The 21,852-nt window shown below is 70.7% G+C and carries 24 protein-coding genes; 8 read left to right on the forward strand and 16 right to left on the reverse strand.

What is annotated here, in order from left to right:
• The first annotated feature begins 9 nt into the window (after nt 1-9).
• Entirely contained in the window at nt 10-747 is a 738-nt protein-coding gene (locus tag HNV26_RS05535) for an SDR family oxidoreductase (RefSeq protein WP_011556557.1), read from the forward strand.
• A 118-nt stretch (nt 748-865) separates the two neighbouring features.
• Nucleotides 866-2,215 carry a DoxX family membrane protein gene (locus tag HNV26_RS05540; protein WP_171440551.1) on the forward strand — a complete coding sequence of 450 codons (1,350 nt, stop codon included), beginning with the start codon at nt 866-868 and terminating at the stop codon, nt 2,213-2,215.
• A gap of 1 nt (nt 2,216) precedes the next feature.
• Here the strand turns inward: HNV26_RS05540 and HNV26_RS05545 are convergent, their stop codons facing one another.
• The 11 genes from HNV26_RS05545 to modA all read right to left on the reverse strand — a co-directional run bounded on the left by HNV26_RS05545 (nt 2,217) and on the right by modA (nt 12,421).
• Nucleotides 2,217-3,254, reverse strand: coding sequence for an MBL fold metallo-hydrolase (locus HNV26_RS05545; RefSeq protein WP_253816265.1), 1,038 nt, complete (start codon nt 3,252-3,254; stop codon nt 2,217-2,219).
• A gap of 232 nt (nt 3,255-3,486) precedes the next feature.
• Complete coding sequence (locus HNV26_RS05550; protein ID WP_171440553.1) at nt 3,487-4,584, reverse strand: NAD(P)/FAD-dependent oxidoreductase; 1,098 nt, start codon at nt 4,582-4,584, stop codon at nt 3,487-3,489.
• An 81-nt stretch (nt 4,585-4,665) separates the two neighbouring features.
• Nucleotides 4,666-6,444 carry a fatty acyl-AMP ligase gene (locus HNV26_RS05555; protein WP_171440554.1) on the reverse strand — a complete coding sequence of 593 codons (1,779 nt, stop codon included), beginning with the start codon at nt 6,442-6,444 and terminating at the stop codon, nt 4,666-4,668.
• A complete protein-coding gene (locus tag HNV26_RS05560) occupies nt 6,441-6,722 on the reverse strand; it encodes an acyl carrier protein (protein WP_020478192.1) in 282 nt (93 codons plus the stop codon). Before HNV26_RS05560 ends, HNV26_RS05555 begins: the two co-directional genes overlap by 4 nt.
• Nucleotides 6,715-7,290, reverse strand: coding sequence for an isoprenylcysteine carboxyl methyltransferase family protein (locus tag HNV26_RS05565; protein ID WP_171440555.1), 576 nt, complete (start codon nt 7,288-7,290; stop codon nt 6,715-6,717). Before HNV26_RS05565 ends, HNV26_RS05560 begins: the two co-directional genes overlap by 8 nt.
• On the reverse strand, nt 7,284-8,366 hold the full coding sequence (locus tag HNV26_RS05570) for a type III polyketide synthase (protein WP_171440556.1): 1,083 nt from the start codon (nt 8,364-8,366) through the stop codon (nt 7,284-7,286). Before HNV26_RS05570 ends, HNV26_RS05565 begins: the two co-directional genes overlap by 7 nt.
• A 239-nt stretch (nt 8,367-8,605) precedes the next feature.
• The gene (locus tag HNV26_RS38180) at nt 8,606-8,788 is read right to left on the reverse strand and encodes an MYXO-CTERM sorting domain-containing protein (protein WP_366816762.1); all 183 of its coding nucleotides are present in this window, start codon (nt 8,786-8,788) and stop codon (nt 8,606-8,608) included.
• Complete coding sequence (locus tag HNV26_RS38185) at nt 8,778-9,146, reverse strand: hypothetical protein (RefSeq protein ID WP_253816274.1); 369 nt, start codon at nt 9,144-9,146, stop codon at nt 8,778-8,780. Before HNV26_RS38185 ends, HNV26_RS38180 begins: the two co-directional genes overlap by 11 nt.
• Nucleotides 9,147-9,921: 775 nt before the next feature.
• Nucleotides 9,922-10,992, reverse strand: a complete 1,071-nt coding sequence (modC, locus tag HNV26_RS05580; RefSeq protein ID WP_171440557.1) for a molybdenum ABC transporter ATP-binding protein — start codon at nt 10,990-10,992, stop codon at nt 9,922-9,924.
• The gene (gene modB, locus HNV26_RS05585) at nt 10,989-11,642 is read right to left on the reverse strand and encodes a molybdate ABC transporter permease subunit (RefSeq protein WP_225888234.1); all 654 of its coding nucleotides are present in this window, start codon (nt 11,640-11,642) and stop codon (nt 10,989-10,991) included. The genes modC and modB overlap by 4 nt, the downstream gene beginning before the upstream one ends.
• A 20-nt stretch (nt 11,643-11,662) precedes the next feature.
• Nucleotides 11,663-12,421 carry a molybdate ABC transporter substrate-binding protein gene (gene modA / locus HNV26_RS05590; RefSeq protein ID WP_171440558.1) on the reverse strand — a complete coding sequence of 253 codons (759 nt, stop codon included), beginning with the start codon at nt 12,419-12,421 and terminating at the stop codon, nt 11,663-11,665.
• A 96-nt stretch (nt 12,422-12,517) separates the two neighbouring features.
• Here modA and HNV26_RS05595 point away from each other — a divergent pair, with 96 nt between their 5' ends.
• Both HNV26_RS05595 and HNV26_RS05600 read left to right on the forward strand, forming a co-directional pair.
• Complete coding sequence (locus tag HNV26_RS05595) at nt 12,518-13,027, forward strand: MarR family winged helix-turn-helix transcriptional regulator (RefSeq protein WP_171440559.1); 510 nt, start codon at nt 12,518-12,520, stop codon at nt 13,025-13,027.
• A gap of 116 nt (nt 13,028-13,143) precedes the next feature.
• Nucleotides 13,144-14,682, forward strand: coding sequence for a trypsin-like peptidase domain-containing protein (locus tag HNV26_RS05600; RefSeq protein ID WP_216611827.1), 1,539 nt, complete (start codon nt 13,144-13,146; stop codon nt 14,680-14,682).
• Here HNV26_RS05600 and HNV26_RS05605 read toward each other — a convergent pair.
• Entirely contained in the window at nt 14,663-15,304 is a 642-nt protein-coding gene (locus HNV26_RS05605) for a YdcF family protein (RefSeq protein ID WP_171440561.1), read from the reverse strand. The genes HNV26_RS05600 and HNV26_RS05605 overlap by 20 nt on opposite strands.
• 292 nt (nt 15,305-15,596) lie before the next feature.
• Here HNV26_RS05605 and HNV26_RS05610 point away from each other — a divergent pair, with 292 nt between their 5' ends.
• Nucleotides 15,597-15,983 (forward strand): hypothetical protein, encoded by a 387-nt coding sequence (locus tag HNV26_RS05610; protein ID WP_171440562.1) that lies wholly within the window; start codon nt 15,597-15,599, stop codon nt 15,981-15,983.
• A gap of 116 nt (nt 15,984-16,099) precedes the next feature.
• The gene (locus HNV26_RS05615) at nt 16,100-16,651 is read left to right on the forward strand and encodes a hypothetical protein (RefSeq protein ID WP_171440563.1); all 552 of its coding nucleotides are present in this window, start codon (nt 16,100-16,102) and stop codon (nt 16,649-16,651) included.
• A gap of 24 nt (nt 16,652-16,675) precedes the next feature.
• Here HNV26_RS05615 and HNV26_RS05620 read toward each other — a convergent pair whose 3' ends face one another.
• Nucleotides 16,676-17,539, reverse strand: coding sequence for an endonuclease/exonuclease/phosphatase family protein (locus tag HNV26_RS05620; RefSeq protein ID WP_171440564.1), 864 nt, complete (start codon nt 17,537-17,539; stop codon nt 16,676-16,678).
• Nucleotides 17,540-17,750: 211 nt separating this feature from the next.
• Between HNV26_RS05620 and HNV26_RS05625 the strand changes: the two genes are divergently transcribed.
• Nucleotides 17,751-18,032 carry a hypothetical protein gene (locus HNV26_RS05625; RefSeq protein WP_253816267.1) on the forward strand — a complete coding sequence of 94 codons (282 nt, stop codon included), beginning with the start codon at nt 17,751-17,753 and terminating at the stop codon, nt 18,030-18,032.
• 38 nt (nt 18,033-18,070) lie between these two features.
• On the opposite strand, the gene HNV26_RS05630 is transcribed toward HNV26_RS05625, so the two are convergent.
• The 3 genes from HNV26_RS05630 to HNV26_RS05640 form a co-directional block, all read right to left on the reverse strand.
• Nucleotides 18,071-18,688 (reverse strand): MXAN_6652 family MXYO-CTERM-anchored protein, encoded by a 618-nt coding sequence (locus HNV26_RS05630; protein ID WP_171440565.1) that lies wholly within the window; start codon nt 18,686-18,688, stop codon nt 18,071-18,073.
• A gap of 72 nt (nt 18,689-18,760) precedes the next feature.
• Nucleotides 18,761-19,498, reverse strand: coding sequence for a TetR/AcrR family transcriptional regulator (locus tag HNV26_RS38900; RefSeq protein WP_171440566.1), 738 nt, complete (start codon nt 19,496-19,498; stop codon nt 18,761-18,763).
• A complete protein-coding gene (locus HNV26_RS05640) occupies nt 19,479-20,153 on the reverse strand; it encodes a DUF4336 domain-containing protein (RefSeq protein ID WP_171440567.1) in 675 nt (224 codons plus the stop codon). The genes HNV26_RS38900 and HNV26_RS05640 overlap by 20 nt, the downstream gene beginning before the upstream one ends.
• Nucleotides 20,154-20,312: 159 nt before the next feature.
• Between HNV26_RS05640 and proS the strand changes: the two genes are divergently transcribed.
• A complete protein-coding gene (proS, locus tag HNV26_RS05645) occupies nt 20,313-21,764 on the forward strand; it encodes a proline--tRNA ligase (RefSeq protein ID WP_011556580.1) in 1,452 nt (483 codons plus the stop codon).
• Nucleotides 21,765-21,852 lie beyond the last annotated feature (88 nt).

Raw genomic sequence — 21,852 nt, forward strand, 5'->3', positions numbered from 1 at the left:
TCACTCCCCATGAAGAAAGTGCTCGTCCTCGGCGCCACCAGCGCCATTGCCCAGGCGACGGTGCGGCTCCTGGCCGCGCGCGGGGCCTCGCTGTACCTCACTGGCCGCAACGCGGCGAACCTCGACGCGGTGACGAAGGACGCCGCCACGCGCGGCGCGGCGAAGGTCGCGTCGCAGGTGGTGGACCTGAACGACTTCGACACCCACGAGGCGCTGGTGGAGGCCGCGTACACGGCGCTGGACGGGCTGGACGGCGTGGTGCTGGCGCACGGCGTGCTGGGTGACCAGGCGGAGGCGCAGCGCTCGTGGGCGGCGACGGAGGCGGTGCTGCGCACCAACTTCCTGAGCGCGGTGTCGCTGCTCACAGTGCTGGCCAACCGCTTCGAGGCGCAGAAGGCCGGCACGCTGGTGGTGATTTCGTCGGTGGCGGGTGACCGCGGCCGGCAGAGCAACTACGTGTACGGCGCGTCGAAGGGCGCGCTCAACGTCTTCCTCCAGGGCCTGCGCAACCGGCTGGCGAAATCCAATGTCGCGGTGGTGACAGTGAAGCCGGGCTTCGTCGACACGCCGATGACGGCACACCTGCCGAAGAACAAGCTGTTCGCCTCGCCGGAGAAGGTGGCGCGCGGACTCCTGAGCGCCGCAGACTCGCGGAAGAACGAAGTCTACGTGCCCGGCATCTGGGCGCTCATCATGCTCATCATCCGGACGATTCCGGAGACCGTGTTCAAGCGCATGAAGCTCTGAGCAGGCAGGGCCGCCCTCTGGCGCCGAGACAAGGCCCGTCAGGGGAGCGCCTCCGAAGTAACGGGGGCGACTGGAAAGCACCTGGGATATTCCGGATAGACTTCCAGGCCAGCCCACCATGAGCGCCACGGCCCCACTGTCCCCGGTCCCCGAGCCCGCAGCGTCCGAAGCGAGCGTGACACCTTCCGCGCCCGAAGCCTGGAGTCTCGCGCGGCGGCTGGCCTTCCGCTTCGCCTTCGCCTACCTGGGCCTCTATTTCTTCCCGTTCCCCTTGGACCTCATCCCCGTCCTGGGTGACTTCATCACCTCGTTCCAGGAGGGGCTCTGGAAGGCCGTGGTGCCCTGGGTCGGCAAGCACATGTTGCGGCTGTCCACGGACATCACCGTGATGCCCAACGGCAGCGGCGACACCACGTTCGACTACGTGCAGGTGCTGATGTTCTTCGTCGTCGCCGTGGCGGTGACGGGTGTCTGGTCCGTCATCGACCGGCGCCGCACCGAGTACGTGAAGGCCCACGACGTGCTGCATACGAATGTCCGGTACGTGCTCGCGATGAGCATGCTGTCCTACGGGCTGGCCAAGCTCTTCAAGTCCCAGTTCCCCTTCCCCAGCCCTGAGCGGCTGGTGCAGCCACTGGGGGACTTCTCTCCCATGGGGCTGCTGTGGAACTTCATGGGCTACTCGAAGGGCTACAATGTCTTCACGGGCGGCGCGGAGTTCCTGGGCGGCTGCTTGCTGCTCTTCCGGCGCACAACGACGCTGGGCGCGCTCGTCGTCGCGGGCGTCATGGTCAACGTGGTGGCGCTCAACTTCTTCTACGACGTCCCCGTCAAACTCTATTCGTCCCACCTGCTGCTGATGTCGCTGTTCCTGGTGCTGCCCGATGCCCGGCGGCTGCTCGACGTGCTGGTGCTCAACCGCGCCACGCAGCCTCGCCCGCTCCAGCCGCCGTTCCCACCTTCGCGCTGGCTGAGTGGCGCCGGGCTCGTGATGAAGGTCCTGGTGGTGGGCGGCATCGCCTACGGATTTGGGAGCTCGCGGCTGGAGTTCATCCGCAAGTACGGGGACTCCGCGCCGCGTCCCCCGTTCTACGGCTACTACACGGTCGACTCCTTCACCCAGGACGGGCAGCGCCTGGATGCCACGTCCGGAGACGCCCGGCGGTGGAAGGCGGTGGCCGTCAGCCGCTTCGGCCGGATGAACATCAAGCACCTGGACGACACCGTGAAGTCCTTCGGACTGGAGGAGGACGCACCGAAGAAGACGCTCACCCTCATCGAGGGCCAGGACGACGCCGCGAAGAAGTTCGTGCTCGCCTACACACGCTCGGACGCGAACCAACTCGTCCTCCAGGGCACGCTCCAGGAGGCTGCCATCGAGGTCCGCCTCACGCGGGTGGATGAGTCCAAGTTCCTCTTGCTCAACCGGGGCTTCAACTGGATTCAGGAGGCCCCCTTCAACCGCTGACTCAGTCCAGCGGGGGCACGTCGCGGCCCTCGCCGAAGCCCAGGGCCCAGAAGCGCGGCCGGACAGGCTCGCGCGCCAGCAGCCACAGCAGGTGGTACTTCGCCTCGTCCTGCCCATCCAGCGCGAGCGCGAAGGTGCCGTAGTGCATGGCCACCGACGTGGCCGAGCGCAGCACCTTGTGCGCCTGGAGGGCTTCCACCGGCCCCATGTGGACCGGGCGGAAGGCGGTGGGCCGGTAGGCGCCAATGGGCAACACCGACAGCCGCATGGGACCGAAGCGCTCGGCCATCATCGCGAAGTGGGGACCGAAGCCTGTGTCGCCGGCGAAGAACACCGGCCCGCCGGACGTGGCGAGGACGTAGCCCGCCCAGAGCGTCGCCGCGCTGTCGGTGAGCCCGCGGTTGGAGCGGTGCTGCGCCGGCACCGCCGTCACCGTGCGGCCCGGCGCCACCTCCGTGGACTTCCACCAGTCCAGCTCCACCACGTGCCGGAAGCCCTCGCCGTCCAGCAGCGCCTTGTTGCCCAGACCCACGATGAAGCGCGGCTGGTGCGCCTCCTCCAGGCGCCGCAGCGTCGGCAAGTCCATGTGGTCGTAGTGGTTGTGACTCACCACCACCACGTCGATGGGCGGCAGGTCCTCGAAGCGGATGCCCGGAGGCCGCACGCGCCTGGGACCGATGAAGGGCACCGGGCTCGGGCGGTCCGAATAGATGGGGTCCGTCAGCATGTTGAGCCCGTCCGCCTGGACGAGCACGGTGGCGTGGTTGATGAACGTCACCCGGAGCTGTCCCGGCCCCACGCGCGCTGGAGGCGGCCTGCCTGGAGCGGACTCCTCGTAGTCCCGCCACGGGCCGCGAGGCCCCTTGCGCAGCGCCTTGAAGACCTCGTCCGGGCTCAGGCGCTTGATGGGCTCCAGGTTCTGGAAGTGCTCACCGTCGAAGTGCTCCGTCACCGGGCCCTGGTGACGGGGACCCGCGAAGAGGCAGCCCCCGAGCCACGGTGCTGCCAGCAGCAGCACCAGCGACAGGAGTTTCGTCATGGGCCGGGAAGAACGGTCCAGGGACATGGGTGCGGTGCTCCCTCCAGACTGGACTGGGAAGACGCCCGCGCGGCCCGGGCTCGACGTCCATGTCTCGGCTCGACAGTGGACCGGGTTTGCGCCCGTCCGGCAACCGGCAACCCACTTCGGGGACGCCTCTGCATAGCGGGTGTCACGCACCGGCGACGGGCGGAAGAGAACGCCAACGTCTCCGCGCCCCTCGGCCCACCGCTCACGTCACGACGGCGTGCAGGATGCGCTCGAACAGCCAGGGCGTCTTCCCCAGCAGCCGCACCACGGGACGGCGAAGCCAGGGCCGTCGCGCCAGCATGAGCAGCGCGCCGGTCGACCGGGAGTATTTGCGGAAGACCCGCTGGAAACACTGCTCGTAGGGCATCAGCGCCTCGCGCGTGGCGCCATGGACGAGCGCCTCCGGGAGCAGGTTCCCCAGCGACTCCGCGCACACGAAGGCCAACGACAGGCCCTCTCCGGTGATGGCGTCCACGTAGCCCGCCGCGTCTCCCACCAGCGCGAAGCGGTCGGCGATGCGCGCTCGGGACACCCGGGCCAGCGGTCCCGCGCCGCGGGGCTGGGAGTCCGACTCCGAGCCAGCGAGCCGCTCCGATAGTTTGGGGAAGCGGGCCAGCAGCGTCTCGAAGCTCACCCGCCCTTCCGCCACGCCGTCCTCCCAGAGGAAGGCCAGGCCCACGCGCCGCACGCCCGTGGGCGTCACGTAGGCCTCCACGCCATGCGCGAAGTGGATCTCCACATAGGGCGTCCACGGCGCGACCTGGAAGTGTCGTCGCAGGCCGAAACGGCGCGGTCCCGTCGGCGCCACCTCCAGACCTTCCGCGCGGCGCAGCGGTGAAGCCAGCCCGTCCGCGGCCACCAGCATCGCGGCCTCCACCTGGCCTTCGGCCGTCTGCAGCACCACGCCATTGCCATCCCGCTGGTGGGACAGCACCTGCGTGCGCTCGCGTAACTCCACGCCCACCGTGCGCGCCCGCGACACCAGCGCCGTGGCCAGCGCCATGCGCCGCACGCCCAGCGCGCCCTTGCCTGGGAACAGGCCCTCCGCCGTGCTGCCATCTTCCTGGACGTAGCGGATGCCCACGAAGGGATGGCTGCCCTGGTCATCCAGCAGAGGCAGGACGCCCAACCGCTCCAGCACCGCCATGCCGGGAGGCAGCAGCCCTTCGCCACAGGCCTTGTCCACCGGCGCGGTGCCGCGCTCCAGCACCACGGTGTTCAGCCCACGCAGCGTGGTAGTGATGGCCACCGCCAGCCCCGCGGGTCCTCCGCCCACCACGGCGACGTCATACCGCTTCACGGCGTGCACTCCTCCGGGACTCGCATCCCCATGATGGCGGGCCTCACGCTGACGCCGTGCACGGCCCCACGGCCCGACGCCTCACGTGTCGCTCTCCGCGCGGACCATCGCCAGCGCGCTCCGAGCCATCTCCACCGCCAGCCCCACCGCGCCCACCTTCTTCGGCGGCGCCAGCTCCTCGGCCAGGTAGCGGCGCAGCGCCTCGGCGCGGCGCAGCTTGCCGCTGGACGTGCGCGGCAACGTGCCTGGCACGAGCATCCGCACGGTGTGCGGCCGCACGCCCGTGGTCTCCACCACCGCCGCGCGGATGCGCTCCTCGACCACGTCATCCGCCTCCTGCCCCGAGCGCTCCGCGAGGATGAGCAGCGCCTCGTCCTCGCCCCCTTCGGGCGTGAAGCCCAGCGCCACCGCGCAGCCCGCGCGCACGCCCGCCACGCCCTGCAGCGGCTCCTCGAACGCCTGCGGCGCGTGGTTCGCGCCTCGGATGATGACGACCTCCTTCGCCCGGCCCGTGAGGAACAGTTCGCCCTCCGCGATGAAGCCCAGGTCACCCGTGTCCAGCCATCCGTCCCGCGTCAGCGTCCGGTCCGTGGCCTGCGCATCCGCGAAGTAGCCGGCCATCAGGGACGGCCCGCGCGCGAAGACCCGTCCCACGCACCGCTCCGCGAGCGCCTCGCCCGTCTCGCCGCGCACCTCCACCTCGAAGCCCGCCACGGGCATGCCCACGCTCACCAACTCACGCGAGCCCTCCGCCACCCGGCCCTCCCGGGCCAGCAGCCCCGCGTCCACGCCCAGCGCGCGCGGCCCCCGCCCTTCCGGCGGGAAGGTGACGGCGAGCGACGCCTCGGACAGCCCGTACACCGGCCGCAACGCCCGCGCGGAGAAGCCCCACCGCTCGAAGCGCACCGAGAAGCGGCGCAGCGTGTCCACGGACACCGGCTCCGCGCCGTTGAGCGCGTGCCGCCATGACGACAGGTCCACCCCGTCCAGCTCCGCGTCCTTCACCCGCTTCAAACACAGGCCATAGGCGAAGTTGGGCGCGGGAGAGATGTAGCCCCGGTGGCGAGACAGCGCGCGGAGCCACAACGCGGGCCGCGCGAGGAAGGCCTCGGGGGGAATCAGCACCAGGCTCCCCGGGTAGTACAGCGCGGACAGCAGACAGCCGATGAGCCCCATGTCGTGGTACAGGGGCAGCCAGCTCACGCCCACCCGGGGCACCCCTGCCCCCAGCGGCATCGCCATCTCCAGCGCCGCGACCTGCGCCAGCAGGGCTTCGTGCGTCAGCGTCACCGGCTTCGGATCCACCGTGGAACCGGACGAGAACTGGATGAGCCCCAGCGCGGCCGGCCGCACCGGGACCTCCAGCACGTCATCCCCCCGGGACACCGCATCCACCGTGTGACACCCCAGCCGGGGGCGCGCGCGCTCCACGCTGGGCCCCAGCAGCAGGCGCACGCGAGCGTCCGTCAGGACCATCACCGAGCCCGTCACGTGGAGCATCCGCGAGGTCGCGCGGTGGTACTCATCCAATCGCCCCAGCCGCACCGGCGGGTACAGCGGCACCGGCACCGCGCCCGCGAGCAACGTGCCAAAGAAGGCGTCCATGAAGGCCGGCGACGTGGGCAGCAGCAACGCCACCCGGTCCCCCTCGCTCACGCCCAGCCGGGCCAGCCCCGCGGCGGTGCGCCTCGCCCGGCGGTACACGTCCGCCCAGGACATGGACAACTCGCGCTCGGCCGCGTCCACGAAGGTGAGCCCCAGCGGCGACGTGCGCCCGGTGTCCGCGAGCGCCGCGTTCACCGTCAGATGCCTTGGCGGAGGCAACGCCGGGCCCACCAGCCGCGAGCCAGCGTCCTTCACGGCAGGGCCTCCTCCGGCCTGGGTTCCACCGGAGCCGCGACCCGCTGCGCCACCAGCTTCGCCAGGTCTCCCACCGTGCGCACGCCCTGCGCGTCCTCCTCGGACAGGCGGATGCGGAAGCGGTTCTCCAGCCCCACCGCCAGCACCGTGAGGCCCAGGCTGTCCAACTGGAGGTCACGCACCAGGTCCTGCGAGGGCTCCACCGCGCCCTTCCACTCCAGCTCCTCGGTGACGATGCGATGAATCTCCGTCATGACCTCCAGTTCGCGTTCAGCCACGTGGCACCTCCGGAATGAAACGAGGGCGATGGGAGAACGCCTGCGCGTACACATCCCCCAGCGCCGCCTCTTCCGCGCGGATTCGCACGTAGAGCAGCGCCGCATTGCCCACTGAGAAGACCAGCGCCGTCCACCATGCACCGTGGATGAGCGGCACGCACGCCAGTTCCAACACCACCGCGACATAGTTGGGGTGGCGCAGGAAGCGATAGGGCCCGCCCGTCACCGGCGCCAGCCCCGGTACCACGATGATGCGCGAGTTCCACCGGTCGCCCAACGTGGCGATGGCCCAGTACCGCAGCCCCTGCGCCAGCACCGCGCCCACCAGCGCCGCCCAGCCCCACGCGCCCGGGAAGCCGCGCCGCAGCAGGAACACCTCCGCCACGCACGCCACCAGGAACAGCGTGTGGAACACCACCATGAAGCGGTAGTGCCGCTGCCCCGTCTCCACCCCGCCGCGCGCGAAGGCCCGGGCGGCGTTGCGCTTGGAGAGCACCAGCTCCACCAGCCGCTCCACGACGAGCGCGGCCATGAAGCCCAGGAAGAGGGCTTGTGTGGAGGTCACCATCGCAGCAGCACCATCTCCGCGCCGAAGCCCGGCCCCATGGCCATCATCACGCCCCAGTCCCCCGGCTGCGCGCGGACGGACTCCAGCGTCTCTCCGAGCACGAAGAGCACCGACGCGGAGGAGAGATTACCCACCTCGCGCAGGGAGGCCCACGAGCGCTCCAGCGTCGAGGGCGCCAGCTCCAGCGCCTCCTCGAAGGCCTCCAGCACCTTGGGCCCGCCGGTGTGCGCCACCCAGTGCCGGATGTCCCCGCGCTTCAGTCCATGCTGCGCGAGGAAGCCATCCACGTTGCCCCGGATGTGGTCCTTCACGAGCCCCGGCACCTTCGCGGACAGCACCACCTTGAAGCCGGTGTCCACCACGTCCCAGCCCATGACGCGCTCGGTGTCCGGGTAGAACACGGAGCGCGACGCCACCACCCGCGGCCCTCGCGCCCCCGGGGCCGCCGCGCCTCGGAGCACCGCGCACGCCGCGCCGTCGCCGAAGAGGCCGGACGCGATGATGTTCGGTATGGACAGGTCCTCGCGCTGCAACGTGAGCGAGCACAACTCCACGGCGATGACGAGCGCTGTGTGCTCCGGAAAGCCGCGCAGGTAGTCCGCCGCCCGGGCCACGCCCGCCGCGCCCGCCACGCATCCCAGACCGAAGAGCGGCGTGCGCTTGAAGTCCTCCCGGAAGCGCATGCGGTTGGCCAGCCGCGCGTCGATGCTCGGCGTGGCGATGCCCGTCACGGTGACGAAGAAGACGTGGTCCACCTCCCCGGGCGTGAGCTCCGCTGCGTCCAAGGCCTGGCGCACCACCGCTTCGCCCAGCTCCGTGGCCGAGCGAATCCAGGCGTCATTGCGCTGTTGGAATGTCAGCAGCGACGGATAAGCCTCCAGGGGCAACGCCAGATGCCGTCCTCCCACCTGGACGGCGCGGTGCAGGTCCTCCAGCCGCTCCAGGTTGAAGTGGCGCGTGGCCCACAGCTCGCGGAACGCGGCGATGAGCTGCTCCTGACTGGCGTAGTGCGGCGGGAGTGCCCGCCCCACGGCACGGATGAAGGGCGAGCGGTCCTGGCCTGAGGCACTGAGCATGGCGTTCCCGGGTCATTCGCGTCGGTGGAGAGTTGACGCTTAATCGGAGATAGCGTCCAACGCGATACGGGATGTTCCCGCTTCCGTCTCCCGCGCGCACCTCGCATGTTCGACTGTCACGCGGATGACGCACACGGCCGTCGTGGCTGGCGCATCAACAACACGTGTCGGGAATCCCCTGGGCGGTGGCGTCGAAGAAATCCGTCCCGCTCCATACACAAGCGTTGAACGAACCTTGCTCAACGCCGGATGAAGGCCGCCGCCAGCAACAGGAGCAGCGCCCACGTCAGCCCGTCCGGTGCCGACGAACAGCCCCCCTCGTCACGCGGAGGCGGAGGCTCACCTGGCACGCCCGCGTCGACACCGCCGTCCGGGTCTCCTCCTGGACCTGCGTCGACGCCGCCATCCGGCTCACCGCCCACGCCCCCGTCCAGGTCGCCCCCACCGTCCGGGTCGGGCGGAGGCGCAGGGCGTGCCGGAGTCCTCCCCGGAGAGGCACAGCCGCCCATACCGGCCCAGGCCTTCGCGTCGCCCGTCTACCACGGCGACGATGACGTGCGTGGCGTCCTCGGCGTCCACGTGGGCGGACAGGGGCCCCACGCCGTCCGCGCGTGCGACGCGCAGCACCGGCCAGCGGGCCGACGGCGTCACGACGCTTTCCTCCCACAGCGAGCGCACCAGCCCATCCCCGAAGCGCTCACCCAGGAACTGAAAGTAGATGCTCGTGCCGTAGCTGAAAGTGGAGTTCCGTGTCGGCCCGACGGCATTCCGGCACGACACGCCATCACTGGTGGACCCAGCGCGTGGGGCGCCCGAGGTCGTCTTCTTCCCCCCATGGCCACGGCCCCGGCAGCCCTTGTCGTCATGCCGTGCAAGGAGCTGCTCGACCGGCGCAGCTTCGCGAAGCGCGACGTACGCAACAAGGTCCACTGGGCGAGCGGCAAGCGAGGCCTTTGCTCGCGGCGTGCGGATGAAGTGAGCAGGCGGAGACTGTCGAGCGAGAGGAGGTACCGCCTGCCATGTCCAGTACGCATTCGCTCGACCTGCGCGAGCGGTCCATCGCAACCTGGCAAGAGAGTACCCCACCCCTCCTGGCGGCTATTTCTCCGCGCGATGCAGCCGGGGGATTGGCCCAACGCGGCGAAGCAATCGCCCAGCCCTTCTGAGGCGCGCCATGAGGCGAGCCGCCCCGAGGGCCGGGGCGCACCTCGGCAGCTCGCTGTTCGGAAATGTCGGGAGATTTCGCGGCGCCAAAACCCCCGACATTTCCGAACAGCGAGCTACGGGAGGGACTCCGGCGCCCTCGGCGCGAGGGGCCTCCTGGGAGCGCGCGCGGTCCGCTCAGCATGAAATCCGCCACGGAGGTGATGGCATCCACGCGCGCCGTGCGCTCACGAGGTGCCCCGCGCGCATGCACTCCTTACGCGAACCGCTCCATCCTGCTGTTGCTCGTCCTGCCCTGCCTGGCGCTCGCACGCCCCACGAACGACACGTCGCGGAGGGTTCACCCACCTCGGCGGTTCCGTCGCGCGGCGCATCTGAGCCGCGCGATGAGTCAGCGCAGCCGCCGGCACGCGGACGTCTTCACCGCCAGGGACACCCGCGCGCCGGGCACCACGTCCAGCTCACGCACCGACGTGGACGTGAGCCACACCACCCAGCGAACGCCCGCCACCTCCACGGTGGCCGCTTCCTCGCCCGTCGCCACGGGCTCCACGTTCACCACCGTGCCCGTCATGACGTTGCGCGCGGAGACACCCGCCAGCAGTTGGATGGACAGCAGGATGTCCGCGGCCGGCACGGCATAGGCCGCGCGCGTGCCCGGCGCCAACGCGGGCGAGTCCGGCACCCACAACGACAACCCACCCTGCATCCGAAGCCGCAGCCCGCCGTCGTCCGGACGCTCCAGGACTCCTTCGAGGATGTTCTCCTCCCCCTCCCCTTCACCGGCGAGCAGGCCTCGCGCGGCCGCGCCCAGCACCTCGGCCGCGGGCCCGGCCGCGCGGACCTGCCCCTGGTCCAGCAGCAGCGCCTCCCGCGCCAGCACGCGCGCCTCGCCCAGCTGATGCGTCACGTACAGCATCGGCACCCGGGCCTCGTCGCGCACGCGCAGCAGGTACGGCAGCACGCGTTCCTTCAGCGCCACGTCCAGCGCGGCGAGCGGCTCATCGAGCAACAACAACGCCGGGTCCGTGGCCAGCGCGCGCGCCAACGCCACGCGCTGCTTCTCGCCTCCGGACAGCGTGGCCGGGTAGCGGCGCAGCAGCGGCGCCAGCTCCAGAATCTCCACGGCCTCGTCCACGCGAGAGGCCCGCCCCGGCCGCGCGCCATAGCGCACGTTCTGCTCCGCCGTGAGATGCGGGAAGAGCAGCGCATCCTGGGGCACGTAGCCCATGCGGCGCTGTTCGGGCGGCACGTCGCTTCGGGCAACGCTGTCCAACAACACGCGGCCATCCAGCACCACCCGGCCCCGGGCGCCGCGCCGCAGCCCCGCGAGCACCTCCAGCAGCGAAGTCTTCCCGGAGCCCGAGCGCCCCATCACCGCCACCGACGCGCCATCCAGCCGCGTGCCCACCTCCAGCGTGAAGCGCGCCAGTGGCAACCGGATGTCCAGCTCCAGGCTCACGCGCGCACCCTCCGCCCACGCCGCCGCGTCACCGCTTCGGTCGCGAACACCGCCACGAAGGCGAGCAGCGCCGCCACGCCCGCCAGCCGCAGCGCCTCCGCGTCCCGCCCCAACTGCGTGCGCTGGAAGATGGCCAGGGAGAGCGTCTGCGTACGGCCTGGAATGTTCCCCGCCACCAACACCGTGGCGCCGAACTCCCCCAGCGCGCGGGAGAACGCCAGCAGCGCGCCCACCAGCACACCGCGCCAGGCCAGCGGCAACGTCACCCGGAAGAAGGCGCGCGTGCGCGAATCGCCCAGGGTGCGCGCCACCGCCACCAGCCGCGGGTCCACCTCCTCGAAGCCCGAGCGCGCCGAGCGCACCAGCAACGGGAACGCCATCACCGCGCTCGCCAGCACCACGGCCTTGGGCGTGAAGACGACCTCCATGCCCCACGCGTCCAGCACGCGCCCCAACGGGCCGTTGCGCCCGAGCAACTCCAGCAGCACCAGTCCCACCGCGGTGGGCGGCAGCACCAGCGGCAGCGTCAGCACCGTCTCCACCACGCCCTTTCCTGGGCCCTCCCACCGCGCCAGCGCGTACGCCACCGCGAGACCTGGCGGCAGGATGAGCAGCGTGGCCAGCGTCGCCACCCAGATTGTGAAGGACACCAACGCCGCGACGCCCTCCATCAGGGAGCCCGCGCGCTGGGAACGCCGAAGCCGTGGCGTGTGAAGACCTTCCGAGCCGCGTCCGTCTGAAGGAAGCGCACGAATGCCCGCCCGGCCTCCGGCGCGGCGCCCTTCGTCAGCGCCGCCGCCGGATACACGATGCGCGGCGCGTCCTGCTCAGGCACCAGGAAGGCGACGCGCGCGCGCTTCGAATGCGCCGCATCCGTGGAATACACGACGCCTGCCTCCACGCGCCCCGTCTCCACCGCCGCCAGCGCGGCGCGCACGTTGAGCGCCGGCACGACATTCGGCGCCAGCGCCTCCCAGAGCCCCGCCTTCACCAGCCACGCCTTCGCATACACGCCCGCGGGCACCGCCTCCGGGTCCGCCAGCGACAGCCGCTTCAACCCACGCAACCCAGCGGGTGAGGCCGGCGCCGACTTCGCGTCCACCGGCACCACCACCACCAGCCGGTTGGACAGCAGGTCCACGCGCGTCGAGGGCGCGACCAGGCCCGCCTTCTCCACCGCGTCCATCTGCGCCGTGTCGGCGGAGAGGAAGACGTCCGCGGGCGCTCCGGCCACGGCCTGACGCGCGAGGTCGCTCGAGGCCCCCAGGGAGAACTCCACCGCGTGGCCCGTGGTCCGGGTGAAGGCCGGCGCCAGTTCCTGGAGCGCGTCCGAGGTGCTCACGGCCGCGAACACCAACACCGTGTCGGCCTGGGCAGCCCCCCCCGACAACAGGGTGGAGACGGCACAAAACAGGAACAGATGACGCATGGCGTAGCACCTCGCATATCCGGACAACCCACGTTGCATTGTCGTCAGGTCCGAGCCCATCTGGACAACAGATTGACCGGCCCATGCGGGGCCGCTATGGGATACTCCGTGCCACGGAAATTCCACAAAGAGGATGAAGACGTTTCCGAGGACCTGGAGAAGCTCCAGAACCTGCTCCTCGCGCTGGGCCGGCGCAGTTCGCTCCGTGACCCCATCGCCAGCATGTGCGAACAGCTCCAGTTCACGCCACCTCAGGTTCACGCCATCCTCTGGCTGGGTCAGGACGGCCCGCTCACCATGGGCGAGCTGGCGCGCCGGCTGGGCGTCACGGAGAAGACCGTCACGGGTGTGGTGGACCGGCTGGAGCGCCAGGGGCACCTGCTGCGCGAGCGCAGCGCCACCGACCGCCGCGTCGTGCACTGCCGCCTGACGGAGGAGGGCCAGTCGACCTGGGAGCGGCTCAACCGCGTGGTCGTCCATGGCATGCACCAGTTCCTGGGCATCCTCGACGCGGGAGACCGCAAGGCCCTCTTCCGCATCCTGGAGAAGCTGGTGAAGCGCATGGGCGCCCCGGCCACGTCCACGCCGCGTGAGCGCGCGGGCTGACAGGCGGGCCCCCGGCGGGGCCCCAGTCCCCCAGGCGGCCTGACAGGCTTCATGCCCGGGTGGTCAGCCCCCCTGCGTCGCGCGGCGGTCGCAGCTTGCGACAGGGGAGGAAGGCGATGAGGGTACACGCGCGCGGGGTGGCGATAGGGGTGCTGCTGGGCCTGGTGGCCTGCCGGAAGGACGCGGAGGAGCCGCCTCCTTCCACGACGACCTCCGCGCCGAAGCCGACCGAGCCTCCCCCGCTGCCCGCCGGACGCGCCGTGGCGCTCGCCTCCGTCGCGCCCCTGGTGGCGTCCGTGAGTCCGGCCGTCGTCAACGTGGAGGTGCGGCTGGGCGCGCCCACGCCCGGCGAGATGAAGGACACGCCCTGGGGTGGTGACGGTCCCTCGCCTTTCGGAGGCTTGCCGTTCGACGGCGCCCCTTTCGGCGACGCCCCCGAGGACCCGCTGTCTCCCTTCGAGGCCCCCTCGCCCTTCGCGCCGCCGGTGCGCGAAGGCATCGGCTCCGGCTTCATCATCGACGCCAGGGGACTGGTGCTGACCAACCACCACCTCGTGGAAGGCGCGGAGGCGATTCAGGTACAGCTCGCCGACGGTCGCGACCTGGAGGCGCGCGTGCTGGGCTCGGACCCGCTCACCGACGTGGCGGTGCTCCAGCTCGAACGCCGGGACGGCGGCAAGCCCTTGCCGGTGGTGCGGCTGGGAGACTCGGATGCGCTGCGGGTGGGGGATTGGGTGCTGGCCATTGGCAATCCCTACGGCCTGACGTCCAGCACCAGCCTGGGCATCCTCGCCGCGAAGGAGCGCGACATCGCGGCGGGCCCCTTCGACGACTTCCTCCAGACGGACGCCGCCATCAACCCGGGCAACTCCGGCGGTCCGCTGTTCAACCTGAACGGCGAGGTGGTGGGCATCAACACCGCCATCGCCGGCGAGGGCTCGGGCATTGGCTTCGCGGTGCCCAGCAACCTCGTCAAATCGCTGCTGCCCCAGTTGGAGAAGAAGGGCACCGTCACCCGGGGCTGGCTGGGACTGCTGGTGCAGGACATGACGCCCGATTTGGGCGAGGCGCTGGGCGCGCCGGTGCAGGCGGGCGCGGTCGTCACCGACGTCACGGCGGAGACAGCGGCGGCCCGAGCCGGGCTGCGGCCGGACGACATCATCGTCGCCGCGGATGGGCAGCCCATCGACTCGGCGGGCGCGCTCACGCGACTGGTGGCGCAGAAACCACCGGGCGCGGAGCTCACGCTCGCCCTCTACCGGGGCGCGAAGAAGCGCGACGTGAAGGCGACGCTGGGCACGCGGCCCGACTTGGAAGGCGTCGCCGAGAAGGAGCCTGCCGTCGGGGGCTCGCAGCGCCCCGCCGAGCATCGCGTGGGGCTGAGCCTGATGGACATGGACCCGGCGCTGGCGGAGTCCCAGGAGCTGCCGCCCTCCGGCGCCTTGGTGACGGAGGTGGCCCCCGCCTCCATGGCCGAACACGCCGGCCTGCTGCCGGGCATGGTGGTGGTGGAGGCAGAGAACAAGCCCGTGCGCGGCGCGAAGGACGTGGTGACGGCGCTGCGGAAGACGAAGCCCGGCGACTCCGTGCTGCTCCGCGTGGCCCTGCCGGGTGGCGCGCTGGAGCTGCGCGCGCTCACGGTGCCGGAGAGGTAGGCGCGCGCGCCAGCAGCACGCGGGGGTGCAGGAGCAGCGCGACGGCCTCGCGCACCGTCCAATAGATTCGGTCGAACGTGTCCAGGTTGCGCTCGGTCTCCAGCGCCGGGCTGGTGGCCACCTCCCAGCCATACAGCCGGAAGTAATTGCGCGCGCGCAGCAGGTGATACGGGTCCGACACCACCACCACGCGCCGAGCCCCCAGCCCGCGCAGCACCTCGGCCGTGAGCCGGGCGTTGTCGTCGGTGGAGTGACTGCTCTCCTCCAGGATACACGCCTCCGCCGGGACGCCCATCCGCGTCGCCAGCGCCAGCATGGCGCGCGCCTCGGAGGGCGGATTCACGCCCACGCCGCCGGAGAAGACGAGCCGGGGGGCCACGCCGCGGTGGTACAGCGCCACCGCGTGCTCGGTGCGCGCGCGCAGCGCCCCGGAAGGCACGCCCCCGGGCAACACGCGCGCGCCCAACACCACCAGCACGTCCGCGGGCGCGGCCTGCTCGCGCTGCCCGAAGCGGTCTACCACCCAGGCGAGGCCGAAGACGCCACACGTCAGCACGCCCGCCCCCACCATCAGGAGCCGGAAGAGGCGCGCGGTGCGCGGCGTGAGGGACGTGGGCGGCACCCTCCACACGCTAGCCTGAAGTCGCCCCTCCGCCACCGCGCAATCCACGCCGAGGCCTGGAGGCCACACACCGGCGCGCCTTGCCGCGGTGGCCCGCAAGAACCACCGGGGTCGCGAGGATCTCCAGCGCTGGCGCGTCGCCTGAGCGCATGTCCCGACGGGCCATGAGAAGGCCCGGGGAATGAACCACCTCTCGGCCGCGGCGCGTCGTGCCCCGGCGCGTGCGCGGCATGACACGCGGGCCCGGGCGGACTGGACGTAGCCCCAGCGGTGCGCTCCAATCCCCCAGGTGATGACTCCTGAAGACGCGACGAAGGCCCTTTCGGAAGTGGAGCTGGTGCCCTGCGCGGAGATGGCGCTGATGGACGCGCGGCGGCTGGTGGACGCCTGCCTGGGCGCGGACGTACCGGCGCTCGTGCATCGCGAGGCCTGCAGCAAGCCGGGATGCAGCCCGAAGTTCCAGGTGCTGGTGCGCCCCGAGGACGGCCCTCGCGTGGCCGCCCTGCTCCAGCAGCGGTGGATGGACAGCATCGAGCGCGAAGGCCTGGTGCCCATGGGACGCACCGCCGCTCCGGCGGCCCCCGTCTCCGAGGACGACGAACCGCCCTGCCCGGCCTGTGGCACCGCCGCGCCGCTGCTGGAAGGCGCCTGTAGCGACTGCGGGCTCCAGCTCGATTGAGGGACGGGCGGACGCGAGCGGTTGTCACATCACCGCTTCGTCTCATGAAACATCTACAGCACACTGTGGCCTGCAAACCCAAACGCGGGGCGTCCGCGCCCCCGCGGAGAGCGTGAATGGAAGTCAAAGGCGTCGCCTTCCTGGCCCGGCAACAGCTGATGGTGCAGACCCACGGGGAGGCGGCCTGGAAGGCCTTCCTCACCCACTTCGCGAAGAAGGAGCCCTTCTTCTCCAAGCCCGTGATGCCAGTGTCGCGCATGCCGGCGGACGCGTTCCTCCGGCTCAACGACGAACTGCTGGCGCGCTTCTACAACAACAACCCGAGCGCATATTGGCAGTTCGGCGTGAAGTCCGCCGAGTACGCCCTGGGCCAGGGCCAGCTCAAGGCGATGTTCAGCCAGGGTGACTTCCGGCGCTTCCTGCTGTTCACCCCCGGCATCTGGAAGGGCTACTTCACCGAGGGCGACCTCAGCGTGCTCCCCGGTGAGGGCCACACCGACCTGCGCATCACCCACGTCCCCCGGCCGCACCCCTACTTCGAGCTGTCCGTCATGGGCTTCGCCTCCGGCGGACTGGCGTACCTGGGCGCGCAGAACCTCGAGCACCAGGTGCTCAAGGGCTTCACGCGCAACGACAACGAAGTGCTGTACCGCTTCAACGTCGGCTGATGCCCGCGCGGGCCCGCGCCTCGTTCAAGGCGCGGTGCCGGTCGCCGCGCGCTCGGCGACCAGGGGCGCCGCTTCCGGCTTCAGCCGCAGGTCCGCCACCACGGGGTAGTGGTCGGACACGTCCACGCGCAGCACCCGGCTGGCCACGGACGTGAAGGCATCACACGCCAGCACGTAGTCGATGCGCAGCGTGGGCAGGAAGAGCGGCAGCGGATACGTGCCCCCCGTGCCCCCAGTCGCCTCGGCGACGTCATGCAGGGCCCGCCGCAGCAGCCGCGTGGAGCGTGAATCCGGTCCGTCGTTGAGGTCCCCCATCAACACCTTGGGCCGCGAATCCCGCGCCATCAGCCGCGCCACGAAGGCGCTCTGCCGCACGCGGGTGTCGCTGTTGAAGGGCTGGCGGATGAGGTGCGTGAGGTAGACGCTCACCTCGCGCCCATCCACCTCCACCACCGCGTGCGCCACGGTGCGAGGCTCCGCGCCGCGCGGCCCCGGCAGCGGATACTGCGCCAGCGCCTCCAGCGGGAAGCGCGACAGCACGGCGATGCCGTAGGCCCCACCAAACAAATCCGTGGTGCGGAAGTGAGCGCGGTACTTCAGGCCGGTGAGGCGGGACAGCTCCTCCGTCTGGTCCAGCCCCCGCGCGCGGGTGGACCCCGCGTCCACCTCCTGCAAGGCGACGACGTCCGGCACCGCGGCGCGAATCACGTGCGCCACGCGCTCCAACCCGCGGGCGCCAGACTGGATGTTGAAGGTCATCACCCGCAGCTCTCCCGGGGCGCGCCGCACGGCGGCGACGGACTCGGTGGAGGCGAGGTAGCCAGGGCCGGTCGCACACGCGAGCGGCCCCATCAGGAACAAGACGGGGAGGAGGCGGCGAACGCTCATGGGCGAAGGGGCGCGATGTTAAGCCCCCTCCGCGAACCTGTCTCCCGGCCCCCCTGGCTCGTCCGGAAGGCAGCCGGCCTGGCGAGCCATCCGCAAGCAGGCTGGCGAGGCCGTGTCCGCTCTCCACCGGGGGGCCCGACCCAGGAGCCGACCTGCGTCCGGTCCGGGCCACCCTTCCCCCTGCTCCATCCCACGTCCAACCTGTTCCTTCATGAAAACGACACTGGCATCCGATTCGTCTGGCCGGGCTCGCTGGCGCTCGTGGGCGCTGATGGCCATTCCCGCCGCCCTGCTGCCCGTGGGACTCCTGCGCTACCGTGCCCGGCACCGGTCACGCCGTCCGGCGCCCCTGCGCAGCGCCGTGGGCCTGGGGCTGGTGTCCCTGGCCATCCTGCGGCTGGCGGGCAACTCCCGGCGGAAGATTCGACGGGTGCCGCCCTTCTCCGCGTTCCTGCCCGACGAGTTCACCGCCTCGGTGGCCTCCGGTCACTGACGGCGCTGTCGCGCACGGAGGCCGCCTTTCAACGAGGACTAGCGGCGGCGGCGCAGGCGGGTGCCGAGCAGCACCAGGGCCGCGCCCAGCAACGGGATACCGCCCGCGGCGGCGCAGCCACCGCCGTCATCGCCGTCACCGTTGCCGCCGCCAGTCGCCACGGTGACGTTGAGCGTGGTGGCCGCGGAGGCGTCGCCTTCATCCGTACCGTTCTCGTTCACCGAGTTGCCCGCGCCGTACAGGGTGACGGTGCCGGGAGTGGACGGCGCCACCAGGGAGAAGTCGAAGCGGGCCGCGCCGCCAGAGAACGCCTGGATGTTCTTGTGGGTGACTTCCCCGCTCAGCTTGTACGAACCCGTGCCCGGGTTGAGCGTGCCGCCGTTGTCGCTCACCGCCACGTTGTAGCCCGCGCCAGCGGCCGGACCGCCCCGGACGACGAGCGTGTAGTTGCCAGTGGCACCCGGCGCCAGCGTGGTGGGCCCTTCGATGGTCACTGTGGGCGCGCTGCCGCCAGAGTGGCACTCCGCACAGGTGAGGCTCGAGCCCTGCTTACCACTTCGGCCACTGATGCCCATGGAGTTGGCGAACGCGGAACCGGAGACAAGGCACGCCGACACGACGCCGGCAACTCCGAGTGATGCAAGGTACGACCGCATGAAGCCTCCAAAAAGGAACGACGGGAAGGAGGCTCTCTACATAGCGCGCCCCTCCCACCCTTCACAGCCACCCTAACGGCCGCTACTGCGCAGCAATACCGCACAGGCCTCGTCACGAAGTTGAGACAAGGTGAAGCGCGTTCCCACACCCGAGTGCTCCAGTCCGGCCCCCAGGGAAAGCACCCCGTGCGCCATGGTCCAGGCCAGGTTGGCCAGCCGACGCGGCTGGAGTCCTGGGGCCAGCCGGCCCGCGCGCGCATCCGCCTGGAGCCGCGCCTCCAGCACGTCATTCAGCTGTCCACTCAGCGCCAGCACCCGCGACTGGTGCGCCTCGGATTGCCGCCCCGTCAACTGCGGCCACAGATAGACGACGCGAAAGCCGTCCAGGTCCTCCGCGTACAAATCCACCCGGGCACGAACCAGCGCGGCCAGGGCCTCCACGCCGCTGGCCGCGGCCGCCACCGCCGCCTCCAGCACCTTCACCTCGCGCTCCAGTCCCTCCACCGCCAGCGCCCCCACGAGCTCCTCCTTGGAGCGGAAGTAGTAGAACAGGGAAGGCTTGCTCAGGTCCGCCTCCGCCGCTACGGCCTCCAGGGTCAGTCCCAACACCCCGCCCCGAACCAGCACCGCCCGCGCGGCGACGAGGATGGCCTGACGGCGCCCCTCCTGTCGCCGCGCCTTGCGCGCCTCGCGCTCGGAGAGCGCTGCGGTGAGCGCCGACGCGGGGGTGGGCGCGGCCGGTGACGCGGCCGGGCGACGGCGGCCCGGCGCGGGTTTGCGACCACCGCCGCTAGAACCGGGCGAAGGCATTCCGCACCGCCTCCCGGCCGCCCTGCTCCACCACGTCACCGTGGCACACCACCACGCGCTCCACGTCCCAGGCCTGAGCCCGCGCCAGGGACGCGCGCACAGCCTCCCGGTCCTTGATGACGGAGCGGACCAGCAGGGTCGGCGCCAGCCGCTGCCACGCGCCGCTCAGCTTCAGGTACATACGGGTGAACCACGAACCCGTCCGGTGCACGTTGAACGCCAGGTCGGTGACGAACAGCGTCTGGCTGGGGCGGTGGAAGAAGAGCAGCTCGTCCACCTTGGGCATCCCCTGGACGAGCACCTGGTCCAGGACGCCGGCCCAGCTGGCCTCGGCCGTGGCACCCAACTCCAGGTCGATGCGCAGGTCCGGCCGCTTGAGCCGCAGCGCCGCGGGCGCGGCCACCTTCGCGTCGGGATAGGCCGCCGCCCAGTCCTGCACGTACAGGTGGTGCATCAGGTTGGGCGCCACCAGGAAGCGCACCGGCCCGAGCGCATCCACCGCCGCCCGCGCCTCCGGACTGCAGCGGACGGGCGAGTGGAGCCACAGCCCCCCATCCGGCAGGCGGACGGCCGTCATCCGGCCCCCCAAGTCCATCCCCCCGATGCGGAACTCCACCGCGAGCACGTGCACGTCGTCGGCCACCTGGCGAAACATGACTGCCTCCTGGATGCGGATTCAACCGGCGCTCATTATTCTGACCGTTGGTCGAAAAACACAATCCCGTCCAGGAAGGGACCCAGCGCCCGTCCGGGCGACGGGGCCGTTGATTTCCGGGTGGGCCCGGCGTAGGCAACCGTCCTCTTTCCACGACTTTTGAAGGGTGCTCCGCACATGGCCGAGAAGCTCACGCCCCGCGAGAAGGGCTTTTCCGAGTGGTACGTCGACCTGGTCCAGAAGGCGAAGCTCGCCGACTACTCGGACGTGAAGGGCTGCATGGTCATCCGGCCCAATGGCTATGCGCTGTGGGAGAACATGCAGCGCGTCCTGGACAAGATGTTCAAGGACCTGGGCCACAAGAACGCCTACTTCCCGCTGCTCATCCCCGAGAGCTACCTGAAGAAGGAAGCCGAGCACGTCGAGGGCTTCAACCCGCAGCTGGCCGTCGTCACCCACGCGGGTGGGTCCAAGCTGGAGGAGCCCTACGTCATCCGGCCCACCAGTGAGACCATCATCAACCGCAGCTTCGCCAAGTGGATCCAGAGCTACCGGGACCTCCCGCTGCTCTTGAACCAGTGGGCGAACGTGATGCGCTGGGAGATGCGCACGCGCCTGTTCCTGCGCACCACCGAGTTCCTCTGGCAGGAAGGCCACACCTGTCACGAGACGGAGGAGGACGCGGAGAAGGAGACCCGGCAGATGCTGGAGGTCTACCGGACCTTCGCCGAGGACTACATGGCGATGCCGGTCATGACGGGCCAGAAGTCGGAGTCCGAGCGCTTCGCCGGCGCGCTGCGCACCTACAGCATCGAAGCGATGATGCAGGACAAGAAGGCGCTGCAGGCGGGCACCAGCCACAACCTGGGGCAGAACTTCGCCAAGGCCTTCGACACCCAGTTCCAGGGCCGCGACGGCAAGATGCACCACGTGTGGCAGACGTCCTGGGGCGTGTCCACGCGCCTCATCGGCGGCCTCATCATGACCCACTCGGATGACGCCGGCCTCATCGTCCCGCCGAAGCTGGCGGCCACGCACGTGGTCATCATCCCCATCTTCGGCAAGGCCTCCGACGCGGAGAAGGCGCAGGTGCTGGAGAAGACGAACGCGCTGGCCGCCGACCTGCGCAAGGCCGGCCTGGGCGTGGTGCTGGACGACGACGACACCAAGAGCCCGGGCTTCAAGTACAACGAGCACGAGCTCATCGGCACGTGTCTGCGCATCGAGCTGGGCCCCAAGGACCTGGCCAAGAACTCCTGCGTCATGGTCCGCCGCGACGTGCGCCAGAAGGAGTTCGTGTCGCTGGACGAGGCCGTGTCCAAGGCGCAGGCCATGCTGGACGCCATGCAGAAGGACCTGTTCACCAAGGCGAAGTCCTTCCGCGACTCGCACACCTTCGAGGTCAACTCCTACGAGGAGCTGAAGGAGAAGGCGGACCAGGGCTTCCTGCTGGCGCACTGGAACCTGGACCCCAAGGTGGAGGCGCGCATCAAGGAGGAGACGGGCCTGACGACGCGCTGCCGTCCCTTCGACCTCAAGCAGGAGCCGGGCAAGTGCGTCGTCACCGGCGAGCCTTCGCCGGGCCGCATCGTGTTCTCCAAGGCGTACTGAGCCCCAGTCACGTCAGGGCCGGCGGCAGGGCACGACACCGCCCGCCGCCGGCTCGAACTGGAAGGCGCCCCCGCGGCGCTTCCAGTGC

It is taken from the genome of Myxococcus xanthus (genome assembly GCF_013116825.1).
In the GTDB taxonomy this organism is placed as follows: Bacteria; Myxococcota; Myxococcia; order Myxococcales; family Myxococcaceae; genus Myxococcus; species Myxococcus xanthus_B.

What these genes read in the sequence shown, in the direction of transcription:
- modA (WP_171440558.1), bottom strand. Translation starts at nt 12,421, where the DNA reads ATGCGTCATCTGTTCCTGTTTTGTGCCGTCTCCACCCTGTTGTCGGGG.
- HNV26_RS05600 (WP_216611827.1), top strand. Translation starts at nt 13,144, where the DNA reads ATGAGGGTACACGCGCGCGGGGTGGCGATAGGGGTGCTGCTGGGCCTG.
- HNV26_RS05565 (WP_171440555.1), bottom strand. Translation starts at nt 7,290, where the DNA reads ATGGTGACCTCCACACAAGCCCTCTTCCTGGGCTTCATGGCCGCGCTC.
- HNV26_RS05615 (WP_171440563.1), top strand. Translation starts at nt 16,100, where the DNA reads ATGGAAGTCAAAGGCGTCGCCTTCCTGGCCCGGCAACAGCTGATGGTG.
- HNV26_RS05610 (WP_171440562.1), top strand. Translation starts at nt 15,597, where the DNA reads ATGACTCCTGAAGACGCGACGAAGGCCCTTTCGGAAGTGGAGCTGGTG.
- HNV26_RS05640 (WP_171440567.1), bottom strand. Translation starts at nt 20,153, where the DNA reads ATGTTTCGCCAGGTGGCCGACGACGTGCACGTGCTCGCGGTGGAGTTC.
- HNV26_RS38900 (WP_171440566.1), bottom strand. Translation starts at nt 19,498, where the DNA reads ATGCCTTCGCCCGGTTCTAGCGGCGGTGGTCGCAAACCCGCGCCGGGC.
- HNV26_RS05620 (WP_171440564.1), bottom strand. Translation starts at nt 17,539, where the DNA reads ATGAGCGTTCGCCGCCTCCTCCCCGTCTTGTTCCTGATGGGGCCGCTC.
- HNV26_RS05595 (WP_171440559.1), top strand. Translation starts at nt 12,518, where the DNA reads ATGGGATACTCCGTGCCACGGAAATTCCACAAAGAGGATGAAGACGTT.
- HNV26_RS05630 (WP_171440565.1), bottom strand. Translation starts at nt 18,688, where the DNA reads ATGCGGTCGTACCTTGCATCACTCGGAGTTGCCGGCGTCGTGTCGGCG.
- HNV26_RS05540 (WP_171440551.1), top strand. Translation starts at nt 866, where the DNA reads ATGAGCGCCACGGCCCCACTGTCCCCGGTCCCCGAGCCCGCAGCGTCC.
- HNV26_RS05625 (WP_253816267.1), top strand. Translation starts at nt 17,751, where the DNA reads ATGAAAACGACACTGGCATCCGATTCGTCTGGCCGGGCTCGCTGGCGC.
- HNV26_RS05545 (WP_253816265.1), bottom strand. Translation starts at nt 3,254, where the DNA reads ATGACGAAACTCCTGTCGCTGGTGCTGCTGCTGGCAGCACCGTGGCTC.
- HNV26_RS05535 (WP_011556557.1), top strand. Translation starts at nt 10, where the DNA reads ATGAAGAAAGTGCTCGTCCTCGGCGCCACCAGCGCCATTGCCCAGGCG.
- HNV26_RS05570 (WP_171440556.1), bottom strand. Translation starts at nt 8,366, where the DNA reads ATGCTCAGTGCCTCAGGCCAGGACCGCTCGCCCTTCATCCGTGCCGTG.